This window comes from Thermorhabdus hydrogeniformans (genome assembly GCF_049310025.1).
GTDB lineage: Bacteria > Bacillota > Thermosediminibacteria > Thermosediminibacterales > Tepidanaerobacteraceae > JBJYKD01.
Genome location: NZ_JBJYKD010000044.1, coordinates 1 through 16,487, shown reverse-complemented (window position 1 = coordinate 16,487; position 16,487 = coordinate 1). Strand labels below are relative to the sequence as shown.

At 42.6% G+C, this 16,487-nt stretch carries 15 protein-coding genes; 14 read left to right on the top strand and 1 reads right to left on the bottom strand.

What is annotated here, in order from left to right; all coding sequences use genetic code 11:
- The first annotated feature begins 141 nt into the window (after window positions 1–141).
- The 13 genes from ACKX14_RS14565 (at window position 142) to ACKX14_RS14505 (ending at window position 15,269) form a co-directional block, all read left to right on the top strand.
- Window positions 142–1,533, top strand: coding sequence for an oxaloacetate decarboxylase subunit alpha (locus ACKX14_RS14565; protein ID WP_422448916.1), 1,392 nt, complete (start codon window positions 142–144; stop codon window positions 1,531–1,533).
- Window positions 1,534–2,101: 568 nt separating this feature from the next.
- Entirely contained in the window at window positions 2,102–3,493 is a 1,392-nt protein-coding gene (locus ACKX14_RS14560; protein WP_422448914.1) for a VanW family protein, read from the top strand.
- An 86-nt stretch (window positions 3,494–3,579) separates the two neighbouring features.
- On the top strand, window positions 3,580–4,341 hold the full coding sequence (locus ACKX14_RS14555; protein ID WP_422448912.1) for a uracil-DNA glycosylase: 762 nt from the start codon (window positions 3,580–3,582) through the stop codon (window positions 4,339–4,341).
- Between the two features lie 33 nt (window positions 4,342–4,374).
- Complete coding sequence (gene miaB, locus ACKX14_RS14550) at window positions 4,375–5,691, top strand: tRNA (N6-isopentenyl adenosine(37)-C2)-methylthiotransferase MiaB (protein WP_422448910.1); 1,317 nt, start codon at window positions 4,375–4,377, stop codon at window positions 5,689–5,691.
- A 95-nt stretch (window positions 5,692–5,786) separates the two neighbouring features.
- Window positions 5,787–8,378 carry a DNA mismatch repair protein MutS gene (mutS, locus tag ACKX14_RS14545; RefSeq protein ID WP_422448908.1) on the top strand — a complete coding sequence of 864 codons (2,592 nt, stop codon included), beginning with the start codon at window positions 5,787–5,789 and terminating at the stop codon, window positions 8,376–8,378.
- A 12-nt stretch (window positions 8,379–8,390) separates the two neighbouring features.
- Window positions 8,391–10,181, top strand: coding sequence for a DNA mismatch repair endonuclease MutL (gene mutL, locus ACKX14_RS14540; RefSeq protein ID WP_422448906.1), 1,791 nt, complete (start codon window positions 8,391–8,393; stop codon window positions 10,179–10,181).
- A 2-nt stretch (window positions 10,182–10,183) separates the two neighbouring features.
- Entirely contained in the window at window positions 10,184–11,128 is a 945-nt protein-coding gene (gene miaA, locus ACKX14_RS14535; protein WP_422448904.1) for a tRNA (adenosine(37)-N6)-dimethylallyltransferase MiaA, read from the top strand.
- A 37-nt stretch (window positions 11,129–11,165) separates the two neighbouring features.
- A complete protein-coding gene (gene hfq, locus ACKX14_RS14530; RefSeq protein WP_422448902.1) occupies window positions 11,166–11,438 on the top strand; it encodes an RNA chaperone Hfq in 273 nt (90 codons plus the stop codon).
- 117 nt (window positions 11,439–11,555) lie between these two features.
- Window positions 11,556–12,527 (top strand): stage V sporulation protein K, encoded by a 972-nt coding sequence (spoVK, locus tag ACKX14_RS14525; RefSeq protein ID WP_422448900.1) that lies wholly within the window; start codon window positions 11,556–11,558, stop codon window positions 12,525–12,527.
- On the top strand, window positions 12,524–13,132 hold the full coding sequence (locus ACKX14_RS14520) for a GTPase (protein ID WP_422448898.1): 609 nt from the start codon (window positions 12,524–12,526) through the stop codon (window positions 13,130–13,132). Before spoVK ends, ACKX14_RS14520 begins: the two co-directional genes overlap by 4 nt.
- Window positions 13,113–13,742 (top strand): hypothetical protein, encoded by a 630-nt coding sequence (locus tag ACKX14_RS14515; protein ID WP_422448896.1) that lies wholly within the window; start codon window positions 13,113–13,115, stop codon window positions 13,740–13,742. Before ACKX14_RS14520 ends, ACKX14_RS14515 begins: the two co-directional genes overlap by 20 nt.
- Window positions 13,732–13,953, top strand: a complete 222-nt coding sequence (locus tag ACKX14_RS14510; protein ID WP_422448894.1) for a hypothetical protein — start codon at window positions 13,732–13,734, stop codon at window positions 13,951–13,953. Before ACKX14_RS14515 ends, ACKX14_RS14510 begins: the two co-directional genes overlap by 11 nt.
- Window positions 13,954–13,976: 23 nt before the next feature.
- Window positions 13,977–15,269 carry a methionine gamma-lyase family protein gene (locus ACKX14_RS14505; RefSeq protein ID WP_422448892.1) on the top strand — a complete coding sequence of 431 codons (1,293 nt, stop codon included), beginning with the start codon at window positions 13,977–13,979 and terminating at the stop codon, window positions 15,267–15,269.
- On the opposite strand, the gene lexA is transcribed toward ACKX14_RS14505, so the two are convergent.
- The gene (gene lexA, locus ACKX14_RS14500) at window positions 15,249–15,857 is read right to left on the bottom strand and encodes a transcriptional repressor LexA (protein WP_422448918.1); all 609 of its coding nucleotides are present in this window, start codon (window positions 15,855–15,857) and stop codon (window positions 15,249–15,251) included. The genes ACKX14_RS14505 and lexA overlap by 21 nt on opposite strands.
- 163 nt (window positions 15,858–16,020) lie before the next feature.
- Here lexA and ACKX14_RS14495 point away from each other — a divergent pair, with 163 nt between their 5' ends.
- Window positions 16,021–16,200: a hypothetical protein gene (locus tag ACKX14_RS14495; RefSeq protein ID WP_422448890.1), complete on the top strand. Its 180-nt coding sequence runs from the start codon at window positions 16,021–16,023 to the stop codon at window positions 16,198–16,200.
- Window positions 16,201–16,487: the final 287 nt, after the last annotated feature.

Here is a 16,487-nt window from a genome sequence, read left to right as displayed (position 1 = left end):
CATGGGTCCCAACGTGGCCGGGGTTATCGGCACCGCCATAGTGGCGGGCGTGCTGCTGTCGCTGTACGGGGGGTGATACAGTCCATCCCCCTGTTTAAAAAACGAGTAAAAAGCTTGTAAATAACGGAAAGGAGAATCGTTTTGCAAAAAAAAGTTGGAATAACCGATACAATTCTAAGGGATGCCCATCAATCTCTTATAGCCACCCGTATGAAGATCGATGAAATGCTACCCATTGCCGATAAGCTGGACCAGGTGGGTTTTCATTCACTGGAAGTGTGGGGTGGCGCCACGTTTGACAGTTGTATACGATTTTTAAATGAGGATCCGTGGATAAGACTCAGAAAACTAAAGGAAAAAATTCAAAAAACACCGTTGCAGATGCTTTTAAGAGGTCAGAACCTGTTGGGGTATCACCATTACCCGGATGATGTCGTAGACATGTTCGTCAAAAAGTCCATAGAAAACGGGATTGACATAATACGGATTTTTGACGCATTAAACGATATTAGAAATATGGAGAAAGCCATTGAAGCTACAAAAAAATACGGCGGCCATGCCCAGGGGACGGTTGTTTACACCATAAGCCCCGTCCACAACAACGAATACTATGTTTCAGTGGCAAAACAGCTGGTGGACATGGGCATAGACTCCCTGTGCATTAAGGACATGGCAGGCCTTCTTTCACCATATGACGCATATGAGCTGGTGACTAAATTAAAGCAGGAGATCAATATTCCCATACAACTTCACAGCCATTATACCAGCGGCATGGCTTCCATGACATACCTGAAAGCCATTGAAGCCGGAGTGGACGTAATAGATACCGCCATGTCGCCTTTTGCCCTGGGAACATCCCAGCCGCCCACGGAGACCATGGTGGCCGTTTTGAAGAACACACCTTATGATACCGAGCTGGATATGGAACTCCTTTCTGATATAGCTGAGCATTTCAGGGAAGTCAGGACTCACTATAAAATCGACAGTGTCATAACAATGGTCGATACCATGGTTTTAAACTACCAGATCCCGGGCGGAATGCTGTCCAATCTCACAAGCCAGCTCAAGCAGCAGAACGCACTGAACAAACTCCCCGATGTCTTAAAAGAGGTTCCGAGGGTAAGGGAGGACCTGGGATATCCGCCCTTAGTTACGCCTACAAGCCAGATAGTGGGTACCCAGGCTGTGGTGAACGTAATTACAGGCGAAAGGTACAAAATGGTCATCAATGAAGTTAAAAATTACGTCAAGGGATTATACGGTAAACCTCCCGCACCTATCAACCCGGACGTAAAGAAAAAAATTATAGGCGATGAAGAGACCATCACCTGCCGGCCCGCAGACCTCCTGGAACCGGAACTCGAAAAGGACTTCAAAGAAATATCGTATTACATGGAAAAAGAAGAGGATGTACTTACCTACGCTCTCTTCCCGCAGATCGCCGTGAAATTTTTCCAGGAGCGCCAGGCTCAAAAATATAAAATAGATGGAAATCTCGTCCAAAAAGAAAAGTTTGATGTATATCCCGCATAAATACCCTTATAATCAAGGGTATTTTTTTTCAATAACGGTCGAAATTGCATAAAGGATTTTTTCTTCCGAAGTTGAATTTAATCTCTGCAAATATACCTTACAGGGATGTGACAGCATGAAAATACAGGGAGAAAAATCAACTTGAGGCCGATTCCATCAAATTCTTTCCATTGAAGATAAGAGCGGCATTTTTTGTGCAAGATAGAAGACCACATTAAATGGAAAAATAAACAGGCGGAACTTTTTATGTAAATAGGAGAAAAGAGCTTTTGGGATAAAGGCTACGCTTCGGATGCCCTGGCAACTTTTTAAAAATACATATTTGAAGTCAAAGGATTTAAGAAGCTCTATCTGAGAGTTTATGAGGACAATAAAAGAGCAGTGTTATGAAAAATGCGGATTTAAAAAGAGAGGAATTTTAAGATTAAATAACCGTCAAGCCCATGCCGGCAATTTAATTTTAATGGAAATTGCCTGTGAGGCAATTCGGAAGCAGAAATTTGACAGGCATTTTTTTTAATGAAATCGCTTATACATAAGGTAGGATTAATTAGGTAGGGTGAGGACGGTGCGAAAAAAAGCTGCCTGGACGTGTTTAATCCTGCTTTTGTGTATAAGCCTGGCCGCCGCATATTTATATTTTGAAGAGAGTCAGTACAGAGATAGAATTTTTGACGGCGTCTATATCGAAAAAATAAATGTGGGGGGGCTTTCCAAAAAAGAGGCCGAATTAATGCTGTCAAAATACATCCAAGAAAACATCTTCACACCCATTTTGCTCGTCCATGACGGCAAAAAATGGCAGGTTGACCCTTCGGATCTTTTTGAAATCGATATAAAGAAAAGCATTGAAAATGCATTTATGCAGGGAAAAAGTAAGTTTTTTGTCGAGAGCTTTTTACACCGGTTAAAATACAGAAGAACACCGATTAAAATCAATCTCATAGTAACGTTTAACGAAGACAGAGCCCGAATTGCATTTAAGGAAATAAAAGAAAGCGTAACGGTCCAGCCTAAAAATGCTTTTTTTAAGATTGAAAACGATACCGTGACCGTTGTAGAGGATGAACCAGGCCTTACAGTGGATGAAGAAAAATTAAAAGAGGAAATTGTCAAAGTGTTATGGGAGCCGCAAAAGCAAAAAATAGTACATATACCGGTAAAAGAATTGAGAGCGGAAAAAACCAGGGATGATCTTTTATCGATGAACATCAAAGTCAAGATGGCAGAGTACTCCACAAAATTTAATAAAGCTCAAAGAGAAAGGGCAGAAAATATAAGGCTTGCCGCCGAAAAATTGAACGGACATATAATTGCACCCAATGAGATATTTTCTTTTAACGACACCGTAGGAGAGCGGACAGGCGAAAAAGGATACAAAGAGGCGCCCATTTTTTTTAAAAATGAAACAGTTCCCGGAGTGGGTGGCGGCGTTTGTCAGCTTTCGAGCACCATTTATAACCTGGCTCTGCTGACGGATCTTGAAATAGTCGAGAGAGCCAATCATTCCTTGCCTGTAAATTATGTTCCTCTGGGCAGAGATGCCACTGTAAATTACAATCATATTGATTTGAAATTTCGGAACACCACCGGAAGCCACCTGCTGATTTTCACAGAAGTTCAAGACGGCACCTTAACAGTAAAATTTTTTGGGGATAAAAAATTTGAGAAAAATATCAAAGTCTATTCAGAAACGGTTAAAACCATTCCGCCTCCTATCACGATTAAGAAAGCAAGCGACATGGAAAAAGGAAAAATGTCAATAAAGCAGGGAACCCCGGGCTATCAGGTTAGGGTATGGAAGGTATACGATGCCGGCGGTAAGCAAGAAAAAAAGCTGGTTTCTGTAGATACGTATTACCCGACTCCCACGATCTTATATTTGGGCGAGAAATCTCCTGAGGCGAAAAAAGTGAATGAGCCGCTGCCGGCAGGCGACGGGACCTCTACGCCGGATTAACCTCTAAATAATCTTTTTAGGGGTTTTTTTATTTGGCTTTATTTTATATTATGTTATAATAGACAATGGGTGAGGAGGAACGGTTTATGGCAATAGCGGATGATATTTGCAGCTGTTTTCATGCAAAAGAAATAGATTTACCCGATGCGTTAAAACTTTTGTTGCAAGTAAAACAGCAATTCAACTTAACCGGCATATATTATGACGAGCTTTTAGAAAATATCAGGGCCAAAAAGCTTCACTCCGAGGAACTGACAAACTTTTTATCAAGAAAGATTAAAGATTATTTATATTCCTGCACCGGTTGTCCCCTTCACCGGGCGGAACACCACACCCAGAAAGTGCCCGGCGAGGGATGCTTAAATTCACCTCTTGTGTTGATCGGTGAGGGACCCGGCTTTGACGAAGACAGAATGGGAAGGCCTTTCGTGGGACGGGCCGGCCAGCTTTTAACAACCATTTTGAATAAACTCGGCGTGAACCGTGAAAGAGTTTACATTACAAATGTGGTGAAATGCCGCCCCCCCATGAACAGAACACCTTTTGTGAAAGAGATAAAAGCGTGTTCCAAAAATCTGGAGCTTGAACTCAGCCTCATTAATCCAAAGGTTATCATTGCACTGGGAGCGGTGCCGCTCAATTATTTTATGCCGGACAGCAGCATTATGAGGTCAAGGGGGCAGTGGATATTTGACAGAGGCTACTGGATAATGCCCACGTATCACCCGGCTTATATTCTAAGACAGCAGGGAAAAGCTTTAAATAAGACCAAATGGGAAGTATGGGGCGATTTTAACAAAGCGTTGGAAAAGGTCAGGGAATTATCCCCCGACTATAAATTCAGCTAAAATCATATCAATCTGAAGGGAGTAAATCCGGATATGAAATACAAGATCATAACCTGGGGATGCCAGATGAACATCCATGACAGCGAAGTAATTTCAGGGGTACTCCAGAAGCTAGGATACTGCCCAGCCGATTCTTTAAAAGAAGCTGATATCATCATTTTAAACACGTGTTGTGTGCGTGAAAATGCGGAAAGAAAGGTCTATGGGCGGATAGCTCAATTGAAGCAGCTCAAACAAAAAAATCCCAACCTGATTTTGGCCGTATCCGGTTGCATGATACAGCAGCCCCATGTTGTAGAACATATATCGGAAAACCTCCCTTATGTGGACCTGTTGTTCGGCATTCATAACGTTCACAAGCTGCCTGAATTGATTGAAAACGCCCGCCAGGCCAGTTCGCCGGTGGTTGAAATCGCCCGAGAAACCTCGGATATCGAGGAGAATCTGCCAATGATCAGGGATGATAAAATAAAGGCATGGGTTACGATAACATACGGCTGCAACAATTATTGTAGTTACTGTATCGTTCCCTATGTAAGGGGCAGAGAAAAGAGCCGCAGACCGCAAGACATAATAGCGGAAATAAATGGCCTCGCCAGAGAAGGGTTTGTAGAAATAAATCTACTGGGACAAAATGTCAATTCCTACGGCAAAGATCTGGACGAACCGATTACTTTTCCGGAGCTCCTGAGGAGAGTGAATGCCATAGAAGGAATAGAGCGCATCAGGTTTACTACCTCTCATCCCAAGGATCTGTCCGATGAGCTTATTTTGGCCATGAAGGAATGCGATAAGGTTTGCGAGCACATACACCTACCGGTCCAGGCGGGAAGCAACCGCGTCCTGAAAAACATGAACAGAAAATATACCCGGGAGCATTACATGGATCTTGTGAAAAAGTTGAGAGAAGCAATTCCCGACATTTCCATAACCACCGACATTATCGTGGGGTTTCCAGGAGAAACAGAAGAGGACTTCATGGAGACCATCGACCTTGTTAGAAGGGTGGAATTTGATTCGGCTTACACCTTTATGTACTCGAAGCGGAAAGGCACTCCTGCGGCTGAAATGGAAGACCAGGTGGATGAAGAAGTGAAAAAGGACCGCCTTGAGAGACTGATGCGGGTCCAGGATGCCATAAGCGCAAAGAAGAATATGTTGCTTAAAGGTAAAACCCTCGAAGTTCTGGTTGAAGGAATAAGTAAAGGGAATATCAACAGACTCACAGGAAGGACCCGTTCCAACAAAGTGGTCAATTTTGAAGGTTCTAAAGACTTAATAGGCAAATTCGTGAATGTGAAAATCACGGAACCCCATACCTGGTCGTTAATCGGCCGAATCGAAAAATAAACTAAACCAAAAAAACTCCTGCAGACGGCTGCGGGTATTTTGGAAGGCTTGGAAAACCGTCATCAAATGTCTGGAGGGAGTTTTCAACGACAAACATGGATACACCGATGATAAAACAGTATAAAGAAATAAAAAACAAATACAGGGATTATATAGTATTTTTCCGGCTGGGCGATTTTTATGAGATGTTTTTTGAAGACGCCGAAATAGGCTCCAGGGAGCTGGAAATTGCCCTGACTTCCAGAGACCCGGAAAATAGAGTTCCCATGGCGGGCGTCCCATACCACGCCGCAGACCAGTATATCGCAAAGCTTATCTCCAAAGGCTATAAAGTGGTCATTTGTGAACAGGTGGAAGACCCCAAGCTCGCCAAAGATCTTGTGAAGCGAGATGTTGTCAAAATAGTCACACCCGGAACTATTACCGATTTAAACGCCCTGGAAGAGGAAAAAAACAACTTCCTCTGCTGCATATTCAGGGATGGGGATAATTTTGGTATATCCTTCATTGATTTAATGACAGGAGAGTTTTTAACTACGGAATTAAAATCTTCCCATCCTTATCAGGAGTTATTAAATGAGATAGGGAAACTGTCTCCCCGGGAATGCCTTGTGAATAACCACGTCCTGACAGATGATTTTTTAAAAAAGAAACTCAGCGATAATTTCATGACGTATCTCACGTTAAAAGAAGATGATTACTTTTTCGAAAAAAAGGCCCGGGATGTGTTAATATCCCAGCTGGGTGAAGAACGACTGGAAGAAATCCTGGATAAAAAATATGCCTTAATAGCTTCCGGAGCCTGTCTTAATTATTTAAATGAGACTCAAAAATCGACCCTTTACCATATTAATTCTATCAGGTACTATGAAACTCGCGATTACATGATTTTGGATCTTTCCAGTCGGAAAAATCTGGAATTAACCGAATCTCTTAAAGATGGCAAAAAAGCCGGAACCCTTCTATGGGTGCTGGACAAAACCCAGACTTCAATGGGAGCCAGGATTCTAAGGAAATGGATTGAGCAGCCTTTAATAGACATCATAAAAATAAGTGAAAGACTGGATGCAGTAGAGGAACTTTACAACAACTTTTTTCTAAGAGAAGATTTAAAACAGCAGTTAAAAAACGTTTACGATTTAGAGCGATTAACCGGTAAACTGGTTTGCGGAAATATTAACGCCAGAGACCTGTTGACAATAAAAAATACAATAAAGAATTTTCCTCAAATAAAAAGCATTTTAAACCAGTGCAAGTCCAAGCTGCTTAAAACCTTGAAAGATAATATAGACCCCCTGCAAGATATATTTATGCTGCTGGAAAAATCAATCGACGAAGATCCGCCACTTTCCGTTAAAGAAGGCGGGATAATAAAGGAAGGATACAACGGCGAAATTGACAAATTGAGAAAAGCCTCAAAAGAAGGTAAGACATGGATAGCCGAATTGGAAAAAAAGGAGCGGGAAAAGACCGGCATAAAATCCTTGAAAGTGGGATTTAACAAGGTATTCGGATACTATATAGAGGTAACAAAATCAAATCTTTCCATGGTGCCGGAAAATTACATACGCAAACAGACCCTGGCCAATGGTGAACGCTACATAACAGAAGAATTGAAAGAATATGAATATCTCATATTAAACGCCGAGGAAAAATTGCTGGATCTCGAATACCGGGTCTTTTGCGAAATAAGACAAGAATTGATAAGACACATACCCCGAATGAAGCAAACCGCTGAAAGCATTTCTGTGCTGGATGCACTGCTGTCCCTGGCGGAAGTTTCTTCAAAAAATAACTATGTAAAGCCGGAAGTCACATTAAAAGATGAAATAAACATCTTGGAGGGGCGCCATCCTGTAGTAGAACAGTCTCAAAAAGGAGAACTCTTCATCCCCAACGATACTCATATCAATTGCCGTGATTCTATGATATCCATCATTACAGGCCCCAACATGGCCGGTAAGTCCACATACATGAGGCAGGTTGCCCTGATTGTCCTTATGGCTCAGATGGGGTGTTTCGTTCCGGCTAAAAAAGCCGAGATAGGACTTGTCGATAAAATATTTACGCGTATAGGCGCTTCCGATAACCTGGCTTCGGGTCAGAGCACTTTTATGGTAGAAATGTCGGAAATGGCATACATTTTAAAAAACGCCACCAACAAAAGCCTTTTAATCCTTGACGAAGTGGGCAGGGGCACCAGCACTTTTGACGGCTTAAGCATTGCCTGGGCTGTGGTGGAATACATTCAAAAGAATGTCGGCGCCAAGACTCTTTTTGCCACTCATTACCATGAACTCACAGCCTTAAAAAACCTTAAAGGGGTTAAGAACTATAAAATAACAGTAAAGGAAAAGGGAGAAGATATAATCTTCCTGAGAAAAATTGTCGCAGGCGAAGCGGATAAAAGCTACGGCATACAGGTGGCAAAGCTGGCGGGCCTGCCGAAAGTCGTTGTCAACAGGGCAAGGGAAATCCTCCAGGGGCTTGAAAGCGGGCAAAAAGGAGCCGTCGTGAATGCCGACGTGGCGGCAACAAAAGACAAAATTCAGGAAGACAGCCAGATCAATTTGGATAATTTGAAGGAACAGGAAGTTATCTCAAAGATAAAAGCCCTGGATATCAATACTATCACTCCTCTAGAAGCCTTGAATTTTCTTTTTTCCATAAAACAAAAGTTAAATTAGGGAGAAGCGTCTATGGGGAAAATAACGGTACTAAATGAAAGCATTTCTTCAAAGATTGCCGCGGGAGAAGTTGTTGAAAGGCCGGCCTCGGTGGTCAAGGAGCTGGTCGAGAACTCCCTGGACGCGGGCAGCAAGCATGTAACCATAGAGATTAAAAAAGGCGGTAAAAAGCTCATAAAAGTTATCGACGATGGCGAAGGCATAGCAAGAGAAGACGTCAGACTGGCTTTTGAACGGCACGCCACCAGTAAGATAGCCAGGATGGAGGACATTTTTAATATAAAAACCCTGGGCTTCCGCGGGGAAGCCCTCCCCAGCATAGCCGCTGTCGCACAGGTGGTAATGCTTACAAAAACCTGCTCGGAAACGCTGGGCACAAGGTGCGAATTAGAAGGGGGCGTCATTAAGAGTCTGGAGGAAGCCACGGCCAATAACGGCTGTATAATTGAGGTGAAAAATCTGTTCTTCAATACGCCAGCACGTCTAAAGTTTTTAAATACTGACAGTCAGGAGTCTTCTTACATAACAGACCTTGTTATAAAACTGGCCATCGGAAATCCCGAAATTTCTTTCCGTTTGATAAATGACGGAAAAGAGATCTTTTATACCAGTGGCAGTGGAGATTACAGGGAAGTCCTGGCAAAAGCCTACGGCGTAGAACTGGCCAGGCATATGATCCACGTTGAAAAACCCTTTGGCTCGGGAAGGGTATTTGGATTCATATCGCCTCCCCGGTTTAGCAGGGGTAACCGAACAGGTGAAATTTTTTTTGTGAACCGCCGTTTTGTAAAAGATAGGGGGCTTTCTTTTTCGCTGGAAAGGGCTTATAAGACCCTGCTGCCGGTAGGCAGATTCCCTATAGCCTCGGTTTTTATAGACATAGAAAGTTCCCTAATAGATGTAAATGTCCATCCTTCAAAGACGGAAATAAAGTTTCAGAGGGAGAATGAAGTGCAACAGGCACTGTATAGTGCGGTAGCGGAAGGGCTGAAAAGCAATATCTTAATTCCGAAAGAAACTTTAAGCGTACCGCCGCAGTACAAATCTGTCTGTTCGGCTAAAGTGGAATACCAAAATGAAACTTTACTAAAAGATGAATATTTTACCAATAAAGGCGACAAAATAAATAAAAAAACAGAAACTTTCCCGGCGAAATTACGTGAAAATCCCCCTGTTGTTAAAGAAACCGTTTTTGAAACCCCAAAGGTCGAGCCCCGTAAGAATGGATTGTTAGGTATTGTGAAGATATTGGGCCAGCTGTTTGGCACATACATAGTGGCCCAGGGGGAGGAAAAATTCTATCTGGTAGACCAGCATGCGGCGCATGAGAGAATCCTTTTTGAACTTTATTCAAACAGGTTTAATCGGCGCCCCGCATCCCAGACCTTAATTTCACCATGTACTTTGCAACTCCCATTACAGGATATGGCCTTTATAGAGGAACACCAAGAGGATATAAAGAATATGGGATTTGATATATCAATTTTTGGAAGGGATACCGTGCTAGTAAGGTCCGTTCCTTACTTCTTTAATAGGCCGGCAGACCCGGAGGTGCTGCGTGAGGTCCTGGACCGGTTAAAGGGCGAAGAATTCGCCGCTCTGCAGCCGAAAGAAAGATTTATAGCTTCTATGGCATGCCACACCGCCATAAAGGCGGGGGACGCCCTCTCCTTTGAGGAGATGGCGCAGCTGCTGTCTCAGCTGGAGGAACTGGAAAATCCCTATACATGCCCCCACGGAAGACCTACAATCATATCCGTAACTCTGCATGAATTGGAAGTAAAATTCAAGAGGGTGCAGTGAGTATGGCCGGAAACGAACTGGTGGTTATCGTGGGTCCGACGGCCGTGGGAAAAACTGAAATAGCCATAGAAGTGGCAAAAAAACTGGATGCGGAAATAATTTCGGCAGATTCCATGCAGGTTTACAGGTACATGGACATAGGTACAGCAAAACCTTCCAGAGAAGAACAAAAGGGTATCAAACACCACATGATTGATGTAATAGATCCCGATGAGGAATTCAGCGTAGCAGACTACCAGACAATGGCAAAAAAATGTATAGAAGCTATCCATAATCACGGCAAGACACCTATATTATCGGGAGGGACGGGGCTTTATGTAAATGCGGTATGCTACAATTACACCTTTTCCGAATTTGATAAAGACGAAGCGCTGAGACGGCAGCTAAAAAAACAGGCTGAAGAATACGGTAATGATTTTTTATACAACAAACTCAAAAAATTTGACCCTCAGGCCGCGGAGAAAATTCACCCCAATAACCTGAGAAGAGTTATCAGAGCGCTTGAGGTTTGCATAAAAACAGGTAAACCCTTTTCGTATTATGAAGAAATGACAAAAAAGCAGAAAAGCCCATATAATTTGATCATGTTCGGATTGACAAGGCCCAGGGAAGAATTATACCGGCGCATAAACGAAAGAGTAGTAATGATGATAAAAAGCGGTCTGGTGGAAGAGGTTAAAAAACTTCTGGATATGGGGTATTCCAGGGAGTTAAATTCGATGCAGGCCCTTGGTTACCGTCAGATAATAGATTATCTGGATGGCAAAATCTCATTGGAGGAAGCCGTTTACCTGATAGCCCGGGACACTAGACGCTATGCCAAAAGGCAGTACACGTGGTTTTTGCGGGATAAAAACATAATCTGGCTGGATGTGTCAAAAGAGGGCAAGAAAAAAATTATAGAAAATATTATTAAAACGGTGGAAGGAAAATTAAAAAATTCCTAGAATATAAATGTAAACAATAAATTAAGGGGGACGAATGATGACAAAAGCTCAAATTAATCTTCAGGACAGCTTTTTAAATCAGGTTAGAAAGGAAAACATTCCTGTAACAATTTACCTGATAAATGGCTTTCAGCTAAAAGGCCATGTACGTGGCTTTGACAATTTTACTATCGTTCTCGATTCCGACGGCAAACAGCAGCTGGTATACAAGCATGCTGTTTCTACTATATCTCCTTTCAAGCCGGTGACATTTAACCTGAATGTAGCAAATGTAGCAACGGAACAGAAAAAGACCGAAGAAGCAGAATAAAATTTGGAAATGGCTTCAAGCGCCCGGGGAAAAATCCCTGGGAGCTTTTTTTTTGGAGCCATTCTTGACCTGGCCGCATATAATAAATTGGTATAGAGTTTTTTTGGGGTGGTATTAATGAGCAATAAAATAAAAAATGAAATACATAACCCCCATCAAGTAATAGAAATGCTAACCAATGGTCTGATAACTCCCGCCGAAGCCTTTACCATGTTCAGGGAACTGGATAACTGTAAAATTCAAAGCATATCAAAGATAAATGAAGAGGAAAAATTGGAAGATGTGATGAAAGAACTGGACGATCTGGTAGGACTCACAAAAGTGAAGCATCTTGTAAAAGAACTTCAAGCTTACGTGGAAATCCAAAAAATGAGGCAGGAGGAAAAACTTCTGGCAGAACCCCAGGTACTCCATATGATTTTTAAAGGCAACCCGGGAACAGGCAAGACAACCGTAGCAAGACTGCTGGGAAAAATGTTCAAGCATATGAAGATTCTGCAAAAGGGTCATACCATCGAGGTGGAGCGAGCAGACCTGGTGGGTGAATACATCGGCCATACGGCCCAGAAAACCAGGGAACAAATAAGGCGGGCTTTGGGTGGGATATTGTTTATCGATGAAGCATATTCTTTAGCAAGGGGAGGAGAAAAAGATTTTGGAAAGGAGGCCATAGATACCCTTGTTAAAGCCATGGAGGACCATAAAGATGATCTGATAGTAATATTAGCGGGATATAAAGACGAGATGGAATGGTTCTTGCAAACAAACCCGGGCCTCAGATCACGGTTTCCAATAAGAATGGAATTTAACGATTACAGTGTCGATGAATTGATGCAGATCGCCAAAATGATGGCTGAAAAGAGGGAGTACAAATTTACCGGAGACGCCCTCTTAAAATTTGAAAAAATTTTATTAAACAGCAAAAACAGCGCCTATTACGACAAAATGGGTAACGCCCGGCTGGTGAGGAACATGATAGAAAAGGCCATCAGGCGGCAGGCGCTTCGCCTGGTAAATCAGAGGAAAATCTCCAGGGAGGATTTGATGTACATCAAACCCGAAGATATTTCGGAGGTGGAGGATAATTGAAAAAATGTGCAATAATAGGGAAGACCAATGTGGGGAAGACTGTCTTTTTCCTGAACTTTGCGGACTTTTTGGGATCGAAATCCCTGGATATAGAATTTACCGGGTATGATGGCAAAAAAGAGAGGAAAAGGTTAAATTTCAGGAGTGCCATGACTCAACTGGTGGATGGTAAAACTCATAAAACCCGCTGTATGCAGGCAATAGTTATTGATATCCCCATGGGCAAAGGCAAAAAAAAAATTCAACTGGTTGATACCACCGGTTTAATTGACGGCATCCATCCGGACGTCAATGTGCGTAAGGCTATTTCCCAGACCCTGTCGGTTATACGGGAATCGGACCTTATACTTCACATTGTCGACGCTCCAGCCGCTAAACAAATGGATTTGCCCAGCGCCATGGGGGAAGTGGATTATCAAATAGCGCAATTCGCTCAGCTCAAAAGGGGATACGTAATCCTGGCGAATAAAATGGATCTGCCGGGAGCAGAAGAAGGGTTAAAAAAAATACGCGAAGAGTTTTCGGGGCATTTTATAATCCCCATATCGGCCTTATACAAGACGGGCTTTAAAGAGGTGAAGACTTTTGTGGCCCACAATGTCTAACTATATCGTAAAAAAAGTCTTGAGTATTTTTTTGACGGGAATAGCCATAAAACTAATGGATGACCATGTAGATCAGGACATTGACAGTATGCTAAATAAAAGCAGCCTTGCCGCCATAATTGGCAACGGGATAGTGACGTATGTTTTGTTCGTTTTTTCTTTGGGGTGCGTTTTTGACGTAAAAACATCTGCCAGCCTTTTTCTTGCCAGTTTCACTCTGGGTATGGCCAACAATGTTACCGCAAAAATGCCTTCGGGTCTGTATGGCTACCAGGAATCCATCATAGGTCTTGTGTTTGGTTTATTTATGCTGGGCAGTAGTGACATGCTTTCATCCCTATTTGTTATGGCGGTCATACAGCTGTTGGACGACTACCTCGATTTTTCTAAGGACATAGTCTCTAAAAAAAACTGGGCTTTTATCCTGGGCAAAATGGAATGCCTGATACTTGCCGCTATGTTTTTTCTTGCATCCATCTATTTTGATTATGTAAAGGCTTTGGCGTCAATTATATTCATGCCGATTATTGTTTACATAATAAATATATTGTCAATTCGAACTCTAAAATTAAAAAAAATGCAGGGGAAGGTTTGGAAACATGTGGCTTAATACGATGCTTTTATGGTTGATACTGGAACTCGGGATATTCCTGGGGGGTTATGCCACGGGCAGGAGGATAGGAAAAAAAGAAGGGCTTGAAGCGGGCCTTGCCCTGTCACCACTCATATTTCGTGAAAAAATGCTCGAAACTGCTTACTGCCCCATCTGCGGTCGAAAGTTGAACGATGATGCCGGCTGTGATAAAATTTCAATGGAATAAAAAGATAGAAAAGGGGTTAGTTTGTGAATTACAATCGCACACTAAAAATCTTAAAGGAACATTTTTCTATACAAGATAAAATTATTAATATCGCGCGGGAGGTAATGGTGGAAATTGAACCGCATCTTAAAAGCGTACAAGAACTGGCGGAATGCAACCAGCTAAAAGTTATAGCCGCCATGAAAAAAGCCAATCTCAGTGACTTTCACCTGGTGGATTCCACAGGATATGGTTACAACGATTTGGGCAGGGAAACCGTTGAGGAGGTTTACAGAAACGTTTTCAACGCCGAGGACGCCCTTGTAAGGCCCCAGATCATATCCGGAACCCACGCCATTACCCTCTGTCTCTTCGGGGTTTTAAGGCCATACGAGGAGCTCTTAAGCGTTACAGGAACACCCTACGACACTTTAAAAGATGTAATACTGGGAGACAATTGCGGTTCTTTAAAAGATTTCAATATAATGTATTCCGAAGTAAAATTAAAAGAGAACAAACCCGATTATGAGGCCATTGCCAAAAGTATAAAAAAGAACACAAAAATGGTTTTGATACAGAGGTCCAGGGGATACGGCCTGCGGCCTGCTCTGACCGTAGGCGAGATAGAGGATCTTATAAAATACATAAAATGCTTAAAAAAAGATATCATCTGTCTGGTGGACAATTGTTATGGAGAATTTGTAGACTTTAAGGAGCCTATTGAAGCCGGAGCCGATTTATGCGCCGGATCTCTTATAAAAAACCCCGGCGGGGGCATTTCTCCGACGGGGGGCTACGTGGTGGGGAAAAAGGACCTCGTGCGCCAGTGTGCATACAGACTTTCTGCTCCGGGGCTGGGGAAAAACTGCGGTCCCTCTATTTCCACAAACCGGTTAATTCTGCAGGGGCTTTTTTTTGCACCTCTTGTGGTGGGCGAGGCTCTTAAAGGTGCAGTCTTTACGGCCAGGTTTTTGGAGCGAGCGGGGTTTAAAGTTTTTCCAAGATTTAACGAAAAAAGAGGCGATATAGTTACCGCCGTAATCCTTGGAGATAAAGATTTATTGATAAACTTTTGCCGTGGTCTGCAAAAAGCGGGGCCCGTAGACTCCCAGCTAATTCCCGAACCGTGGGATATGCCCGGCTATGACCACAAGGTCATTATGGCCGGTGGAAGTTTTATACAGGGCTCTTCCATAGAATTGAGCGTGGACGCCCCCATTAAAGAACCTTATGTGGCATATATCCAGGGAGGCATCAATTTTTCACACGTCAAACTTGGGATAATGAGAGCCGTACAGGAATTGCTGGACCGGGGTCTACTTAATCTTCCTGAATAAACCAACCACTTTGCCCAGTATCTTCAAGTCCCTGACAATAATAGGTTGCATAAACCGATTTTCAGGCTGCAGGCGGATATGGTCCCGCTCTTTATAAAATCTCTTTACCGTCGCTTCATCGCCGATTAAAGCAACCACTATATCGCCATTCTCCGCGGTATCGGTAGATTTAACGATGACGTAGTCACCGTCCAAAATACCAGCCTCAATCATGCTGTCGCCTTTGACTGAAAGCATGAACGCCCCGGTATCGGGCACCATTTCTTTGGGCAGGATAAAAGTGGTTTCTATATTTTCCTGAGCCAGTATGGGCTGGCCGGCGGTAACTTTACCCACCAGCGGCACTTTTACGGTATCCCTGTCAATCATCTTTCTATTCATTAAATCTATAGCCCTGGGTTTTTGGGGATTTCGGCTGAGATACCCCTTTTTTTCCAACTGAACAAGATATGCATGAACAGTGGCCGTGGATTTCAGGCCTGTTGCGGCACATATTTCTCTTACAGAGGGAGGATAGCCGTTGGCTCTATAATAATCATATATGTAATTTAAAATCTGCTTTTGCCTGGGGGTTAAATCGTGGTACATATTATCGCTCATATTATCTTATCACTCCAGTTTTTTTATTTTGTATTATATCACATGTGCCGCACTTTTTAAACACTTGTTTTGTTAATTATAAAAATTGCTCAAAATGCAAACAATAAGTTCATCAAGGCCGTCAAAAGGCAAAAATAAAAGGAGGAATACCATGATCTCCAAAATCCCCTGGATGAAAAGAGAGGATCAGCCTCAATTCTCTAACGACGTGCTGCCCATGTGCTTTTTCCAATTACTGTCAATAGATGATTCAGGCGAGGAAAGCGATAAAAACGAGACAACGGGCTCAAAATTAAATCCAGATATTGATATTGTCAATGAGGAAAAATAATAAAAACAAAAACCGTTGGTTGCGGGTTCGAGTCCTGGATTCTATTGAAGGATTTATATTACGATTTAACGTCCGATAATATATCTTATGTAAACTTATTAAAAAAGAACGCTCCGGTATGAAAAGAATCATAGCGGGCAGGCAAATATTCTTGATTGGAAAATTTAAAAATCCAACCTTCACCTGTAATGTGCCATAGTTTCGTTCAATAGCATTTTATTTCTGGGCAGGTTATCCCAGGGCAAAGAAGAGATGTCAAAAAGCAAGGAAGCGTAATTAGAAAGCTG